15 protein-coding genes are annotated in these 15,597 nt (G+C 50.1%); 2 read left to right on the top strand and 13 right to left on the bottom strand.

Annotation, left to right across the window (positions count from 1 at the left end; genetic code table 11):
• Positions 1-24 precede the first annotated feature (24 nt).
• From MKX50_RS03930 to MKX50_RS03870, 13 genes are all read right to left on the bottom strand, one after another.
• Positions 25-1,320 carry an ABC transporter permease gene (locus MKX50_RS03930; RefSeq protein WP_339158477.1) on the bottom strand — a complete coding sequence of 432 codons (1,296 nt, stop codon included), beginning with the start codon at positions 1,318-1,320 and terminating at the stop codon, positions 25-27.
• The gene (locus MKX50_RS03925) at positions 1,313-2,218 is read right to left on the bottom strand and encodes an ABC transporter ATP-binding protein (protein ID WP_339158476.1); all 906 of its coding nucleotides are present in this window, start codon (positions 2,216-2,218) and stop codon (positions 1,313-1,315) included. Before MKX50_RS03925 ends, MKX50_RS03930 begins: the two co-directional genes overlap by 8 nt.
• 54 nt (positions 2,219-2,272) lie before the next feature.
• The gene (locus MKX50_RS03920; protein WP_339158475.1) at positions 2,273-3,172 is read right to left on the bottom strand and encodes an ABC transporter ATP-binding protein; all 900 of its coding nucleotides are present in this window, start codon (positions 3,170-3,172) and stop codon (positions 2,273-2,275) included.
• A 2-nt stretch (positions 3,173-3,174) separates the two neighbouring features.
• Positions 3,175-3,582 carry a GntR family transcriptional regulator gene (locus tag MKX50_RS03915; RefSeq protein WP_213594925.1) on the bottom strand — a complete coding sequence of 136 codons (408 nt, stop codon included), beginning with the start codon at positions 3,580-3,582 and terminating at the stop codon, positions 3,175-3,177.
• A 48-nt stretch (positions 3,583-3,630) separates the two neighbouring features.
• The gene (locus MKX50_RS03910) at positions 3,631-4,356 is read right to left on the bottom strand and encodes a hypothetical protein (RefSeq protein ID WP_339158474.1); all 726 of its coding nucleotides are present in this window, start codon (positions 4,354-4,356) and stop codon (positions 3,631-3,633) included.
• A 209-nt stretch (positions 4,357-4,565) separates the two neighbouring features.
• Complete coding sequence (locus MKX50_RS03905; protein WP_155611871.1) at positions 4,566-5,030, bottom strand: DUF420 domain-containing protein; 465 nt, start codon at positions 5,028-5,030, stop codon at positions 4,566-4,568.
• A 27-nt stretch (positions 5,031-5,057) separates the two neighbouring features.
• Positions 5,058-5,984 (bottom strand): cytochrome c oxidase assembly factor CtaG, encoded by a 927-nt coding sequence (gene ctaG, locus MKX50_RS03900; RefSeq protein WP_213594921.1) that lies wholly within the window; start codon positions 5,982-5,984, stop codon positions 5,058-5,060.
• Between the two features lie 101 nt (positions 5,985-6,085).
• Complete coding sequence (locus MKX50_RS03895) at positions 6,086-6,406, bottom strand: cytochrome C oxidase subunit IV family protein (RefSeq protein WP_155611869.1); 321 nt, start codon at positions 6,404-6,406, stop codon at positions 6,086-6,088.
• 3 nt (positions 6,407-6,409) lie between these two features.
• Positions 6,410-7,039, bottom strand: coding sequence for a cytochrome c oxidase subunit 3 (locus MKX50_RS03890; protein ID WP_213594919.1), 630 nt, complete (start codon positions 7,037-7,039; stop codon positions 6,410-6,412).
• On the bottom strand, positions 7,036-8,886 hold the full coding sequence (ctaD, locus tag MKX50_RS03885; protein WP_213595097.1) for a cytochrome c oxidase subunit I: 1,851 nt from the start codon (positions 8,884-8,886) through the stop codon (positions 7,036-7,038). The genes MKX50_RS03890 and ctaD overlap by 4 nt, the downstream gene beginning before the upstream one ends.
• Positions 8,887-8,978: 92 nt before the next feature.
• The gene (gene coxB / locus MKX50_RS03880; RefSeq protein WP_155611866.1) at positions 8,979-10,037 is read right to left on the bottom strand and encodes a cytochrome c oxidase subunit II; all 1,059 of its coding nucleotides are present in this window, start codon (positions 10,035-10,037) and stop codon (positions 8,979-8,981) included.
• 1,806 nt (positions 10,038-11,843) lie between these two features.
• Complete coding sequence (gene map, locus MKX50_RS03875) at positions 11,844-12,596, bottom strand: type I methionyl aminopeptidase (protein ID WP_339158472.1); 753 nt, start codon at positions 12,594-12,596, stop codon at positions 11,844-11,846.
• A 168-nt stretch (positions 12,597-12,764) separates the two neighbouring features.
• Positions 12,765-12,962, bottom strand: a complete 198-nt coding sequence (locus tag MKX50_RS03870; protein WP_155611864.1) for a hypothetical protein — start codon at positions 12,960-12,962, stop codon at positions 12,765-12,767.
• 381 nt (positions 12,963-13,343) lie between these two features.
• Between MKX50_RS03870 and MKX50_RS03865 the strand changes: the two genes are divergently transcribed.
• Together MKX50_RS03865 and MKX50_RS03860 are read left to right on the top strand one after the other, a co-directional pair.
• Positions 13,344-14,369 (top strand): serine hydrolase, encoded by a 1,026-nt coding sequence (locus tag MKX50_RS03865; protein ID WP_213594915.1) that lies wholly within the window; start codon positions 13,344-13,346, stop codon positions 14,367-14,369.
• Positions 14,370-14,435: 66 nt separating this feature from the next.
• On the top strand, positions 14,436-15,593 hold the full coding sequence (locus MKX50_RS03860; protein ID WP_339158471.1) for a glycosyltransferase: 1,158 nt from the start codon (positions 14,436-14,438) through the stop codon (positions 15,591-15,593).
• Positions 15,594-15,597: the final 4 nt, after the last annotated feature.

Here is a 15,597-nt window from a genome sequence, read left to right as displayed (position 1 = left end):
GATATTTTTAAAATTCACACGGAGTTAAATCTTGTACGCCTTCATCGCTTTGCGCAGCTCCTTCATCGTCGGACGCTTGCCGTACAGCAGGACTCCCGTACGGTAAATCTTGGCGGCCAGCCAGCTGAAGAAGACAATAGCGACAATAAGGACCAGCAGAGACAGCCCTACCTCCAGCAGCGTTGCATCCCCTGCGCCATACCGCAGCAGGATCGTGACGGGAGACACGAACGGAATGTAAGAGCACACCTTGAGCAGAAGGGAATTCGGAGACGATAAGCTAAACATCGCCACATAGAATGCTGCCAGAGAAAGCATCGTGATCGGCATCACCGCCTGGCCAAGATCCTCCGTGCGGCTGACAATGGAGCCGACCGCTGCGTACAAAGTTGCATAGAGGAAATAGCCCAGAATATAGAAAATAAGTCCAACAAGCAGAATGGATAGATCCATTTGCGATAAATCCAAATTCAACTCGGTCAAGGATGCCTGATTGTACGGCAATGCAAGGTTGATGGCAACTACGGCGATGAAGATGGCGATCTGCAGCAGACCGACCAGGAACATGCCTAGAATTTTGCCGAACATTTGCGTCAGCGGTGAAACGCTCGTTACCAGAATCTCCATGATCCGCGAGCTTTTCTCCGAAGTTACCTCTGCAGCAATCATGTTGCCTGTCATCATATTGGTCATGAAGAACAGAACGATCAGGCCGTATACAATAACGTAATTGACCGCCGCCGTCTTAGAGCCTTCATTTGCAACGGCAGCACTGCCCGTCCCTGCGGCCTGTTCAGCCTTCAACTCTTCGATGATAACTGGAGCGCTTATCGCCGCGATTTGCTCTTCGGTTAGGGAGCTTCCACGAGTGACGTATTGCATTTTCACGTTCTCCAGTGCGGGCTGGAGCGTCGACTGAAGCGTTAAATCCATGCTGTTCTTCTTAGAGGTGTACATAACCTTCGGAAATTGCAGCCCTTCAGCCTCGCCGAACTCCAGGTATCCCTTGATCGTACCGTTCTCCATATCGTTCATGAGCGCCTGATCATTCGCTTGCTCGTATTTCATGAGCTTGATTTTGCCATCCGGCTGCTTGTCGATAAACGCCTCCAGCGACGCTGCAATCTCAGGCTGGTTGCCATAGACAAGGCCAATTTGGGAACTTGTAGCGCCCTCGTTTCCCGAGAACATTTGAATCAGATACGGCACATGAATACCGATGGATAGCAGCAGGGCAAAAATAACGGTAGTAACGACAAATGATTTCGTCTTGACCTTATTGGCAAAGGTGAAATTAATGATCGGCAGCAGCTTATTCATGCGAATCACCTACCTCTTTAATAAAGATTTGATTCAACGTCGGTTCCTTGATTTCAAAATGCTCAACTGTACTCTCTTCCATCGCCCGGCGCAGAATGTCCTGCGCGGCCGCTACATCGGAAATCCGGATGGAATAGCCGCGCTCGCGGTGTTCAACCCGCACTACCCCCGGGATGGCCTCCAGGCCGGTAACCGTTCCCGTCGTATGGAGAAGAACCTCCTCGCGCGGATAGCGCTTCTTGATGTCCTGAATATTCCCTTGCAGTACTGTATTGGAACGCTGCAGAATCGTAATATTGCTGCACAGCTCCTCCACGTGCTCCATGCGGTGGGTAGAGAATAGAATGCTCGTTCCTTCATCCCGCAGCTCTTTTACAGTCTCTTTAAGCAGTTCGACATTAACCGGATCGAGTCCGCTAAAGGCTTCATCCAGGATCAGCACTTTGGGCTTATGCACGACAGCTGCGATAAAGCCCATTTTTTGCTGGTTCCCTTTGGAGAGCTCTTCGATTTTCTTGTTATAATAATCCGGCACCTCGAAGCGTTCCAGCCAGTAACGCAGACTTTTGTCCGCCTCTTGGGCCGATATTCCCTTCAGCCGGGCCAAATAAACGATTTGATCACTGACCTTTACTTTCGGATATAAACCTCGTTCTTCCGGCAAATAACCCATCTTGTGCTGCAATTCGCTGCTGTATTCCTGCCCATGGTAGAGAATTCGCCCCGCATCGGGGTAAATTAACCCGAGCACCATCCGCATTGTCGTTGTTTTACCTGCTCCATTGCCGCCAAGGAGCCCGTATATTTCTCCCTCCTCCACTTGGAGGGAAATGCCGTTTACGGCCGTTTTCTCCCCAAACTGCTTCGTTACCTGTTCCAATACCAATGGTTTAGCCATCGTTTCAGCCTCCTTGTTCCATGCTTCTATTTCTACTAAGCCCATAAATATATATCATCTATGTTCCGGAGCGTGCCCTTGGATCCAGAGTTGAAGCACCTCTTCCAACTCAAGGGCCCGGGTCCGCAATACCTGAAGATCCTTGGACTGCTGCAGTTCGCCCATAAAAGCTTCATCCCGGACGATCAATTTATGCATCAACGGCCCATCCTCATCGCACCGAATGAGCTCAGGCCTTCCCGTCCATTCGCCTACATCACCGCGAACCCATACCTCATAGCAGCTTCCGTAGAGCAGGTCTTTCTCCGCCATGCCCAGCACCTTACCCTGATGCACCAATACAATGTAGTCGGCAAGCCGTCTTACTTCTTCTACGACATGGGTCGCCATGATGATGGTAACATCCTCTTCCAGCATGCTATTCTGAAGCTCTGCGAGCATATCCTTCCAGATAAATGGATCAAGCCCGGACGATAGTTCATCGAGAATAAGCAGCTTAGGGCTTGCGGCCAAGGCAGCAGCAACCTCAAATTTACGGCGCTCCCCCTTGGACATGCGGTTCAGCCGTTCATCGCGCGGCACCTCAAAGTGCGTAATCAAGCGTTCAAATTTCTTTTGATCCCAGGATGGATACCAGTGAGCCCGGAAGCTCGCGGCCTGCTCCGCGGTCTGGTAGTTTTCCTCTACTAGCGGATTCTCCGACACATAGGCAATCCTGCTTCTGATTTCCTGCGGCAAATCGCCGGCGCTCTTGTCCCCAAACCACCTGATTTCCCCTTCATCTGGAATAAGGCTTCGTGTCAGCATGTGGAGAATCGTACTTTTCCCTGAACCGTTAGACCCAACCAGCGCGACGATGTGTCCCTGGGGAATCTGGAGATTGACTGGCCCAATCGTTCTACGCCGCCGTTTCTTTATGACGTTTTTAAGCTCCAGCGCCAAAGTCTCGTTCATTCCTAGCTCCCCTCCCCCGTATGCGAACGGTATTTGTTCTTAATGATTTCCAGAAATAGAGCCTTCAGCTCCTCCTCGCTATATTGCACGGATAAGCCCGCTTCTACGGCGGCTTCGACGGCTTCCTGCACGACCATTCGGCGGTATTCACTCCTCTCGTTATGTCCAACCCGGGCTACAAAGGTGCCCGTTCCTTGTTTGGTAAGCAGCAGCCCTTCATTCTCCAGGTCCTGGTATACCCTCCGGACGGTAATGACGCTGCACTTTAAGCTGCTGGCGAATTCCCGAATAGAGGGCAGCAGCGTTCCCTCTTCAATCTGCCCGCTTACGATGAGAGAACGCAGCTGCGTCTCAATTTGAAAATATAAAGGCTCCGCACTATTCTCATTGATTTGAATGGGGATCCACACCTTTCTGTCTCACCTCCGGCTTATCCCTGTCGGAAATCATTTCCGCGATCATATCAAGTCCCTCTTTCCCAGCTTGCTTAGCGTCATTTTGCAAAATAGAGCCAAGGATAATCCACCAAGGATCAACATTCCCCACATCACAGGCGATAGGAGTGAATACCGCTTGGACTGCTCCAGGGTGTATGTGAGTGCATTCCCGTCAAACCAGTGAATCAGAAATGCCACGAGGCCTGCTGCGAGCGCGATAAGAGTACTGATCCAGAGATATCTGCGGCCTGTACTGAGAAATTCAAAGTAAATATATATTCCGTTGATGAATAGGAGGTATCCGGTCCATGTCAAAGCGAAGGCGAGCATCCTCCCTACATCGGTAAGCCAGTCGCTGGTGAATCCCGAAAGCCAATAATAAGCCGGGTAAAACAGCAGGCCATTAAACAGCGTCGCCGTAAGCAGCTGAATGATCCGCCCGCGCATCACCGTAATCGCAGGGATGGGAAGCGTCCGGTAGTATTGCAGCATGCGGGTATACGAATCTTCCTTAAGGTAGTTAAAAGACCTTCTGGAGAAATAGAACCCGGTGATAGGAATTAATACGAAAAACATAAAATCCTGCAATGGATCCAAGTATGCTCCTGCTCTGGGCGATGGAGTCGCCAGCGCGCCGATTGCAACTGCCATATATATCATAAAAAGAACGTTCCAAAACAAGTAGAGCCGATCCAGCCTTAAATCTCTTTTAAAAATGACCCATGCGTCTTTCCAGGTGTTGTTCAAACTCATCAACCTTTCTTCGCGGTTTAGAATTATATTTGCGATCTTGACGATCCTTTATGTTCAGTGTGTATATATGTGTGCTTACTGTGTATATCATTATATACAGTATATACGGGTCATTTTCATGCGTCAATCCCTTTTTTGGAAAAAAATAAAGACCTCGTTCTCAAGCGCATACCGCTCAAGATCGAGGCCTTGCCATTTCTTCCTTATGTGCCAAGCAGAATATCCCATACCGGCTTCGTATGACCGCCAGGATACAGTACGTACAGCAATACATACACAGCTACCCCGGTGATGGCTGTGAAGAACCAGATGATCGACGTAACTTTGCCCCACTTGCGATGCTTTGCATACTTCTCCTTGAAGCCGAGCGTCAAGGTCGTGATACCGAATACGGCAGCCACTGTCGCCAGAACAATGTGGAAAATAAGAAACGTCTGGTAATAAGGCTTAAGCGACTCCGGGCCGCCCCAAGCAGTGTTGCCGATAAAGGCCGTACGTGACGTATAGATAATAAAGAAAATGATTGCCGCGATCGCCGCCGCGATCATCGTTTTCTTATGGGCTTCTCTTTTGCCCTTAATAATCTGTCCCCAGCCAATGGCTACCAAAATGGCACTAATAACGATAAAAGAGGTGCTTAGCGTAGGGAATAGGGTAAACAGGTCCATTTCCATCCTCCAATTGTCTTATTGATCTTACGCCTGATTCAATTCATGCGGGGGCACATCAGCGATCAGCTCATCCTCTGCGTCCTCTTTATTCTCCTGCCGGTACCACTGGAAGAATACATAGGCCAGCATCGACGCAAAAATAAGCTCCTGTATAAATTTCATCAGGATTCCGCCGACCTGCTGATCTACGCGGGTCTCCAGAAAACCGAAAAACTCCGGCCCGCCGAATTGGCTTAGCAGCGCCGCCGGGTCTCCGCCGGGTACGCAGTAGCCCATCGCTTGGGCCCATATATTAGGATCGCTGTACGTAGCGTAAAGCGGCTCGCTGGCGAAGATGATCAGACCGCAGGCCGGCGTCAGCAGCACCATGTTCAAATAAATGAAGCCAAGCTTCTTCAAACCTTGCGGAGTCGCGCGTTCCGGGATCGGACTGACGAACGTCCACCACATCAGTACCGCTGCAATGAACAGGACTAAATAATACAGGCGGTGAACCCCAAAGTTAAGCATAACATAATCATGAACTACGGGGAGATGGTAGATTGAGAACAATCCGTTAAATAAGACGGCAGAAACGACGGGATGAACCATGAATTTCAGCTTCTTCAGCGGAGTCCGTTCAAAAAAACGTACGAACGAACGCCAAATCCATGGCGGTATTCCTAACATGAGCAGCGGCGGAGCAACGATATAGGACAAGGCCATGCTCAGCATATGGAAGCTGAACATCGTGTGTCCAAGCAAATTGACGGGTCCCCCCTGGGCCAAGTGCATCAAGAACATCCCTGCAACGAACATCACTTTGCGGCCCGCCGAAGTCGGTTCGCTATGAGGGAACCTTTCGCTAAGCGGGCCTACAATCAAGAAATAGCCTGCTGTAATTAACAGCATGAATGACATCAATACGGGACTCCAAACATCACTAAAACTAAAATATTGTAATCCCAGCAATTTAAAAACTCCCTCCGCCGCTTGGAAATCTGTCCAAATTGTGAACTAACCCCATAATATACAAAAGAGGGGGCTTATATACAAGCCCGCCTCTTTTTATTTTACCACCACATCCAGTAAAGCGCCGCAATAATACACAGCCCGGCGACAAAAAATCCTCCAGCCATGAATATGATCGGAATCATATGTCCCTTATCCTTCAAGTGCATCCAATAGCCAAGCTGAACGAGTACTTGAAGAATAGCCATCGCGATCAGCAGGATGACCGTAAAAGCTGTGTTCACGCCCCCTGCCGCTACCGTCGCAAATGCGATTGCGGTCAATACGATCGAGAATATGAAGGCCACGACATGCTTCTGAGGTCCTTCATGCCGGTGCCGATGCTTCACCATTGAACCTTCGTTGTTATGCTGATTGACCATCGTTTAGCCTACCACCTTTCCAAGCAGGTAAACTACCGTAAAAACAAATACCCAAACGACGTCAACGAAGTGCCAGTACATCGCCGAAACATAAATCTTCGGTGCAGTGACTACCGTCAGTCCTTTTCTCGCAACTTGCCCGATCAGAAGCGAAATCCAGCAGATACCGAAAATAACGTGCGCTCCGTGGAATCCGACGAGTGTGTAGAACGAGGAACTGAAAGCACTTGTCGTCATGCCATATCCATAATGAGTAACATACTCATAGAACTCATAGATTTCCAAGCCCAGGAAGCCTAGACCCAGCAATACCGTAACCGTCAGCCAAGTTAAGAGCGACTTCACGTTGCCCCGGTGCATGGCCTGAATCGAGAATACGCTCGTCAAGCTGCTCACTAGGAGGATCAGCGTCGCAACAGCGGTAATCGGCAGGCTGAACAGCTCGGAGGCTGATGGTCCATCAGCCACTTGATTCCGCAGCGTCAAAAATGTTGCGAATAACGTACCGAACAGAACCGCTTCCCCTGCAAGGAACAGCCAGAAGCCTAAAATTTTATTGCGGCCTTCTAACGTTGCCTTCTCCGGTTCATGGGGGAGCTTGTTTGTAGCTTGCTCTGCATGAAGAGTGGTCATGCTTCTGCCCCCTTCCCATCGATTTCTTCTGGTTCAATATGCCATCCTGCATCGTCGTACAGGGAATGAACGATCATCGAGCCGAAGGTGATGCCTAAACCGATAATAACTACGATGTAGTTGTTGAACAAGAAATTCAGGAAGCTATTGCCGAAATCATCCGTCGTAAACATAAAGCCAAGGCCGGCAATGAACAGACCCACAGACATGACAAACGGAATAATCGTCGGCGATGGCATATGAATCGAACCCACCGGTTCAGCAGGAGTCATCTCCTTATTTCCAGCCATCTTCTCTTTCCAATATGCATCAATACCGCGAACGAGCGGAAGCTGCTTGAAGTTGTACTCCGGCGGCGGCGACGGAATAGCCCATTCCAGGGTACGGCCGTCTCCCCAAGGATCATTTTCAACTCCGACAGGCTTTCTTGCCGTAATCACGACATTGACCAGGAATAGGATAACCCCTACACCCATCAGGAACGCACCAACTGTACTCAGCATATTCATCAGATCAAAGCCCTGGTTAGGCAAGTAGGTGAATACGCGGCGCTGCATTCCGACCAAGCCTAGGAAATGCTGCAGGAAGAAGGTCAAGTGGAACCCGATAATAAACGTCCAGAATTCGATTTTTCCAAGCGTTTCGTTCAATACCCGACCAAACATTTTCGGCCACCAGTAATGCAGGCCAGAGAACAATCCTAGAACAAGTCCCCCTACGATAACGTAGTGGAAATGCGCTACAACAAAATAAGTATCGTGGAACTGATAGTCCGCAGGAGCAGATCCGAGCATAACCCCGGTTACTCCACCCATTACAAAGGTTGGAATAAATCCAATGGCGAACAGGTTCGCCGTGTTGAATGTAATTTGTCCGCCCCACATCGTAAACAGCCAGTTAAAGATTTTGATTCCTGTAGGAACCGCAATCAGCATCGTCGCAATAGCGAACAGCGCGTTAGCAACCGGCCCCATACCTGTCGTGAACATATGGTGCGCCCATACCATGAAGCCCAGGAAGGCAATCAGGATGGTCGCGAATACCATGGAGCTGTATCCGAACAGGCGCTTGCGTGAAAATGTACTCACAACTTCAGAAATAATCCCGAACGCAGGCAGAATGAGGATATAAACCTCAGGGTGCCCGAAGATCCAGAATATATGCTGCCAGAGAACAGGGTTGCCCCCGCCTGCAACGTTAAAGAAGTTAGCTCCCAAAATCCGGTCGAAGCTGAGAAGTACTAAACCGACAGTAATCGCCGGGAAAGCAAACAAAATCATTGCCGATGTAACGAATGTCGTCCAGGTAAACATCGGCATACGCATGAAGGACATGCCTGGAGCGCGCATGGTAATGATCGTCGCGAGGAAGTTAATCCCCCCGATGAGCGTACCGAGACCGGCAATTTGCAGACCAATGGTATAGAAGTCGACGCCGTGCGTCGTACTGTATGTCGTTGAGGATAGAGGGGCATAAGCCGTCCATCCTCCGTCCGGAGCGCCTCCCATAAACCAGCTGAGGTTAAGCAGCAATCCCCCGAACAGGAATGTCCAAAAACCGAGCGAGTTCAAGAATGGGAACGCGACGTCGCGAGCCCCGATTTGCAGCGGGATTACCGCATTCATGATCGCAAAAATAATCGGCATTACCCCAAGGAAAATCATTGTTGTTCCGTGCATCGTGATCAATTCGTTGAACTGCTGAGCAGTTACAAACGTATTCATTGGCTTCCATAACTGGACGCGGATCAATAGCGCTTCGATCCCGCCTATTCCAAAGAAGAAGCCCCCTGCAATCAAATACAGAATGGCTATTTTCTTATGGTCAACCGTTGTCAACCAATCCATCAAACCCTTGTGCCGCTTGACACTGTGAGCGTGAGCCAAGGTTTGTACCCCCTTTAAAGTCCTGTGCATCAATGCCGTCTGATAATCTGAAATTAGTAATTCAGCTTGACGTTAGCCAAATACTCCGCAATTCCTTCAATTTCTTCGTCCGTCAGCCCAAGGTCTTCCTTAGGAGAAGGCATATGGTTACCCGGCTTGACTTCTTGCGGGTTGGTCAACCATTCGATCAAATTGTCTTTAACCGGCTTGCCCGGGAACGGTTTGTTCGAGCCTTCTTCGTTGATCAGGATGCCCGCGACCGTCTCGCGGTTTCCGATACCCGTCAAGTTCGGCCCCATCGGCCCGCCTTGATCCCCTACCGCATGGCAGCTCAGACATTGCGTCTTGAACACTTCAGCAAGTGCAGGATCCTGGATCGGCTCAACCGGCTGCTTAATTGCGGCTACCCAATTATCAAACGATTCCTGGCTTACCGCCTTCACCTTAAATTCCATCAAGGCATGGGACGGCCCGCACAGCTCCGCACACTTCCCGAGGTAAACGCCTTCTTTCTCGGCCTCCAGCCAAGCTGTGTTAATCGTCCCCTCGGTATTCGTATCCGTCTTTCCTCCAAGTGAAGGCACCCAGAAGGAGTGAATGACGTCTGCAGTCTTCAATTGAAAAGCGATTTTCTTATTCGTAGGAATAATCAAATCCTGAGCCGTCGTAATGTCGTAATCCGGATAATTGAACTCCCACCAGAACAAATGCGAGGTTACCTTTACCCGAACGGCATCCTTATCCTCCCAATAGTTCTCCCCATAAGCGAACACTTTCTGTACCGTCGCTACAGCAAGGACGAGAACGAGAATCAGCGGAATCCCTGTCCAGATGATCTCCAGCAGGTGATTTCCTTCCACTTGCTTCGGCATCTCCTTATCCCCAGGCTTGCGACGGAACTTAATCAGTACATAGGCCGCAATACCGAATACAATTACGAGCACGGAGAGCATGATCGTAATCGCCAGCTTCATCAAATCGAATTGTCCTTGTGCTACCGGGCCTTGTGGTCTGAGTGCAGACAAGTCTTCGCGACCGCAAGCGGACAGTAAGAACGTCAGCCCAACAAACAAAGGAACAAGCCTTTTCCCAGCCTTCCACCGTTTCATCATTGATCTACCCCACTTTTACGTATTCTTCCGATGATTACAGGCTTTTTCCCTTGCCCGGGGAAAAACTTTCCTGCCCTAGCACGGAAACTGCAATCCTGTCAATTAAAACAATCACTTATTAAATATAAGAGTGAACCCCTCTTTTGTCAATGAGATCAAGGGAGTTCACAAATTGTTCAAATGTCTGAAAAAGCCCGCCATAACAAGGTTTGCGAGCGTTTCCACCCTTCTGTTTCCCCCTGCGCCTCGTTTCTTGCCGCTAGACTGTGAGAGGCGCTTTCCCATTTTGCCCTCGGCCAAATCATTTTGAACCATTTTCGACATTTCAGCGAATTTCTTGTCACAATTGATCAAAAAAACTCCAAGCCTCTGGCTATCGAGCAATCCCCGCTGGCAGCAAGTGGCAAACTGCTCCGCCGAACCTCCGTGCTCCCGTGATTGTGGCTAGACGGGGACTTGACCGAGATCGGCCTGTGAAGCGGAGAGCTGGACTGAGATCAGGGCTCGAGGGATCCGGGATCGGTGATCGGTGATCGATCGAGATCGAGATCAGGATGCTCGAGTTCAAATTCGGGGCTCAAGAGCGAAATCGGGATCCGGATGGGACACGCGGCATGGGCTTAGGTCGTTAATCGAGAACAAAACACCAACGATAGTGTGATCGGAACGAGAACGTAAGGCCTTGAACGAGACACGGGACCCGAACGATAGTCGGCCGGAACGAGATTGGACGTGCGGTTGGTCACCGGACACGCAGCGCTAGGCCGGAGTGTGAAATCGGGACACGAGGTACCAGGCCGGTCGTGAACGGAACACAAAACACGAGGTGCTATGTCCGAAATACGGGACGTGGCATTCTAACGAATCTCACGAGCGCTATTTACCTAAAAAGAGCCACCGTTAAAATGTAACGAAGCTATGTAACGTTATTTCATGCTTAACCACTCCAATAGGAAAATAAACCGCAAATAAGGTGACTTAGATTCGTTAGATTTAAATTAATAGCTAATATGTACAAATAACGCTAATGAGATTCGTTAGATTCAGGCTACCCGTTGCAGGTCTCTTTCGAAGTACATCATGGGTTTGTCCGAATGTGCTTATCACCCGACCTTATCACCGCAGCACTTAGCAAATGATCGAATAAGGATCAGCGACAAAAAGTAAAAGCCACAAATCAAAAAAAACGACATCTCTGCCGTTTGGGTTAGATTGTTGTGATATCCAGAAGGTATTCTAATCTGCAATCCCATTCTAGTTGCTACTGATGGCGACTCGACGAGGACAATTTTAACGGCTGCGATAGATTACAGTTTCGCCCCTACCCGCACTCCCACCCCGTTAACTATATACTTACCCATACCTTTACCCATATCTGTACCCTTACCACACTTTATGCTGTATTTATAATTGAGCTTTGTGACTCTACTTCTATCTGTACCTGAAACTGTGCTTTGTGCATGTAACTCTACTTGTATCTGTGCCTAGACTTGTATCCGCACTTGAAACTGAACTTGAGACTATACCCGCACTTGTATCCATCTCTGCCAACATCTCCATCACAAATCCCTTTGCTCCCTGCGTGCGGTCCGCTCCTTGGATTCCGCCTTCCTTCCAGTTTAGCCTGAGACCTGTTGGCCTTCGGGAAGCCAGTGATATAAGGCAATCGTTCTCGACGTAAATTCAAGGAAGACAGACCGCTGTTTGATGCTAGTTTATCTTGGCGTAAAGGGTAATGAGGTACCGAATCGGATACGGATGCCTTGTTATATCTTGAGAAAAAAGCCCCGCCATCGCACGTCCTCTTCACAAAGAAGTAAGGATGACGGGAGCTCCTTTTGTTATCGCTATCGTATGTTCGTAATGCCCGCCCAAGCTTCCGTCGGCCGTACGGATCGTCCACCCGTCATCGTCCCACAGGACGGCGCCCGTGTCGCCGGAGGTCAGGATCGGTTCTACCGTGATGACCATCCCCTCCCGCAAGAGCGGTCCGGTATGGGCGCGCCCAAAGTTCGGCACATCCGGGGGCTCATGCATGGACCGGCCAATGCCGTGCCCGATCAGCGGCTTTACGATGCCGATGCCTGCTTCTCTCGCCACCCCTTGAACCGCCGCGCTGATGTCTCCCACGCGGTTGCCCGCCACAGCCTGCGCGATGCCTTTCTCCAAGGCTTTATGCGTGGCGGTCAGCAGCCGGTCAGCTTCTACGCTAACCTCTCCGATGCGGTAAGACCAGGCTGAATCGGCGAGCCAGCCATTCTTGTTCACGACGATGTCAATGGTGACGATATCGCCGTTCTGGAGCTGGCGATGGTTCGGGAAGCCATGGCAGACAACATCATTCACCGAAGCACAGGTTGCAAACGGGTACCCCCGGTATCCCTTTTGCTCCGGCGTTGCTTTTCTGCCAGCCAAGTACTGCTCCACCCATTCGTCGATTTCCAGCGTCGTCATTCCCGGGCGGATCCGGCTGGCAAGCTCGCCGTGGCACTCGGCAAGGATTTTGCCGGCTTCCCGGATTTTTAATATTTCTTCCTTCGTCTTCAGGTTGATTTTCAATATTTCCGTCCCCTCTCGAGAGCTTTAACACCCCGTTAATAAGCGTTGTTATAATATATGTAGGAACAAGCAGAAAAAAACCGCCCTGCGGCATGACGCTGCAAGACGGATATCCATTGTTCCTAATTAAATGAACGACTGCAAGTGCTTGACACTCGGCAGGAAGGGTCAAGATACAGACGAGTTGACTGAATTGAGCTTGCCCATTTCATGTTCAACCAAGTCCGTTAATTCCTCTTCATAGCCGCCCATGATGCGATATTTCCGGACGTATTCCTTTACGAATTTTTTCGGGTCTTTCGGCTTATATATCCGGGTCATCTCCCGCAGACTTTCCTTTACTTCATTGTGACCTTTCGTTGCCATACATATTCCCTCCCAGAACGCTTGTAATTAATGCTCCGATTTCGAGAACGCCGAAAAGTGATGTTGATTCATGAAGTCTTGGGCTGCATTACGCCTTCTCGGCAGGCACCTGACACTATTACATACCCATAGAAATTCCTGTTTAATCAAGCTGGCAACCACACATGTCCAAGTAGTCCGGACAATCCGCAGACTTGATGGAATAACCTCCTATCTCTTATATTGTAACATATTCAGCTCAGGCCTTACAGCTTTCTTCCATACGCACACCTTTTTTGAAAAATATCAGAACCCAGCATACTTATACAATCGGCAAAATTATTGCTTATCCTTAATTCTGGTTACAATAAATATATAAGACTGAGTAAAGGAGAAAATGACATGCAGTCCATCAGCAGCATTACCGCTCCTTCTGCCAAGGCTCACACCGCTGGCTTACACTGCACTCCCCCTGCTCCAAGCAAGGAGGCTGCCAGCCTGTTTCGTGCCGCGGACGAAGAAATCATCCAACGGTTCCCTAAAATGCACAGCTTCATCGTAGCCCGGCAGGATGCCGTGCTCACCGAGCGTTATTATAACGGATTTGAGTCGAACGACCTTCATGATTTAAGGTCGGCCACCAAGTCGATCCTTTCCCTTCTGCTAGGCGTTGCCAGCTACCGGGGAGACCTTCCGCAGCTCGATGAACCCATCGCTGCACATTTGCGGAAATACGCTGACCGGACGCTGGATCCGCTCTGGGAACAACTAACCTTGCGTCATTTGCTCACAATGACCTCTGGATTTCATTGGAAAACCGGTGTTAAAATGGGAGAAGCGCTCATCCATCGCTTGCACCAGAGCCGAAATTGGACAAAATACATTATGCATCTCCCTATCGAGCAGCATAAAATCGGGACCTTTCAATACTGTAGTGTAGATAGCCATCTTCTCTCCGTATTGCTGACGGAATGGACAGGGCTGAGCGCGGCGGAGTATGCCGGGAAATATTTGTTCGGTCCGCTCGGCATTGAAAATGTTTCGTGGAGCGCCAGTCCCGAAGGCCATTCGATGGGTCATATCGGACTTCATTTAACGGCACGGGACATGGCGAAGATCGGCCTGCTCTGCCTGCAGGGCGGCGTATGGGAGCACGAGCGGCTTCTCTCTGCCGAGTGGCTGACTCGCTCAATGACTCCTTTAGCCCCAGAGAGTCCCGGCTATGGCCGTTATGGCTATCATTGGTGGACGACCAAAGCAAACGGGATTCCATTCGCCTATGCCCATGGGCATGGAGGACAGCAAATCAATGTGATCCCTTCGCTCGATGCCGTTGTCGTATTTACGGCGGCCAGCGATCTGAACCGCTGGAAGAACCCCAGGCCGCTGCTGGAAAAGTTCATTATGCCTGCATTGAAGCACAGCTAACCGCAATACTAGAATTCTTTATTTTCTGAATAACCAATTCTTAAGTTCATCGGGAGGGATTTAGCTATGCTCTCAGGCTCGCCCAAAGTATTGATTATGTATGCCAGCTATGGCGAGGGGCATTATCAGGCTTCCAAAGCCCTTGAAGCAAGCTTTCATCGGTCGGGGATTACGGACGTCGAACTGCTGGACTTGATGGCAGAGGCGCATCCTCTGCTGAACGAAATGACCAAGTTCGTATATATGCAGAGCTTCAAAACGATGCCATTACTCTATGGCTGGGTCTACAATGCCACAAAGGACCTGCAGCCGGATACATCTTTGTTGAGCGTACTCAATTCCCTCGGAATGAGGAAGCTTGAGCAGGCCATCTCCAGCATTGAGCCCGACCTTATCATTCATACTTTTCCCCAGTTGGCCATGCCGAAATTGCTGAAAAAAACGGGACTGAAGCTCCCCCTGATCAACATCGTTACCGATTTTGACCTGCACGGACGCTGGGTTCACCCTGGCGTGGATCGTTATTACGTAGCTACGGAGGAGTTGATGCAGGATCTCGTAAGACGCGGCATTCCGGCGGAACGGGTGCTGGTCAGCGGGATTCCGCTAAAGCCTGATTTCGGTCGCAGTCCCAATATGGCAACAGAGCAGCTCTGCCGGCTCGATCCCTCGAGGCGAACAATTCTGATCATGGCCGGGGCGTTCGGCGTCATGCAGGGCATCCGCGATATTTGCGAGACACTGCTCGCTAAAGACAACTATCAGGTCATCGCCGTCTGCGGAAGGAACAAAGAGCTCCACCGCAAGCTGGATCAGGAGCTCGGACAGCACCCGCACTTCCACCTGTTCGGCTATATTAGCGAAATAGCCCAGCTAATGCAGCTGAGCCATTGTATCGTAACGAAGCCGGGCGGAATTACGCTCTCAGAAGCGCTTGTCAGCCGTCTTCCCATCTTCGTGTACCGCCCTGTACCAGGCCAGGAGCTGAATAACGCCCTGTATTTAGAGAGCAAAGGAATCGCCCATATTGCGAACGATCCAGGCACCCTGATCCGCCAAATCGATGGGCTTCTCTTAAACGAGGAGCGGTTAGCCCATGTTTACGGGGAGATCGATCTTGTGCGCAGACCCGAGGCTGCCAAAACGATCGTCAGCGACATTATCGAGCAGTGGTTCACACCTGCCTCCTCGCTGGCCGGCAGCACGTCGATCTCCCTGCTGTAGGCAA

Origin of the sequence: Paenibacillus sp. FSL W8-0186, from assembly GCF_037969765.1 — a bacterium.
Taxonomy (GTDB): Bacteria; Bacillota; Bacilli; order Paenibacillales; family Paenibacillaceae; genus Fontibacillus; species Fontibacillus woosongensis.
This window is presented reverse-complemented; position numbering and strand designations above follow the sequence as displayed.

Bases quoted from the DNA above. Each gene is read 5' to 3' on its own strand.
- MKX50_RS03930 (WP_339158477.1), bottom strand. From the start codon at position 1,320: ATGAATAAGCTGCTGCCGATCATTAATTTCACCTTTGCCAATAAGGTC.
- MKX50_RS03925 (WP_339158476.1), bottom strand. From the start codon at position 2,218: ATGGCTAAACCATTGGTATTGGAACAGGTAACGAAGCAGTTTGGGGAG.
- MKX50_RS03920 (WP_339158475.1), bottom strand. From the start codon at position 3,172: ATGAACGAGACTTTGGCGCTGGAGCTTAAAAACGTCATAAAGAAACGG.
- MKX50_RS03905 (WP_155611871.1), bottom strand. From the start codon at position 5,030: ATGGACCTGTTTACCCTATTCCCTACGCTAAGCACCTCTTTTATCGTT.
- MKX50_RS03895 (WP_155611869.1), bottom strand. From the start codon at position 6,406: ATGGTCAATCAGCATAACAACGAAGGTTCAATGGTGAAGCATCGGCAC.
- MKX50_RS03890 (WP_213594919.1), bottom strand. From the start codon at position 7,039: ATGACCACTCTTCATGCAGAGCAAGCTACAAACAAGCTCCCCCATGAA.
- ctaD (WP_213595097.1), bottom strand. From the start codon at position 8,886: ATGGATTGGTTGACAACGGTTGACCATAAGAAAATAGCCATTCTGTAT.
- coxB (WP_155611866.1), bottom strand. From the start codon at position 10,037: ATGATGAAACGGTGGAAGGCTGGGAAAAGGCTTGTTCCTTTGTTTGTT.
- MKX50_RS03870 (WP_155611864.1), bottom strand. From the start codon at position 12,962: ATGGCAACGAAAGGTCACAATGAAGTAAAGGAAAGTCTGCGGGAGATG.
- MKX50_RS03865 (WP_213594915.1), top strand. From the start codon at position 13,344: ATGCAGTCCATCAGCAGCATTACCGCTCCTTCTGCCAAGGCTCACACC.
- MKX50_RS03860 (WP_339158471.1), top strand. From the start codon at position 14,436: ATGCTCTCAGGCTCGCCCAAAGTATTGATTATGTATGCCAGCTATGGC.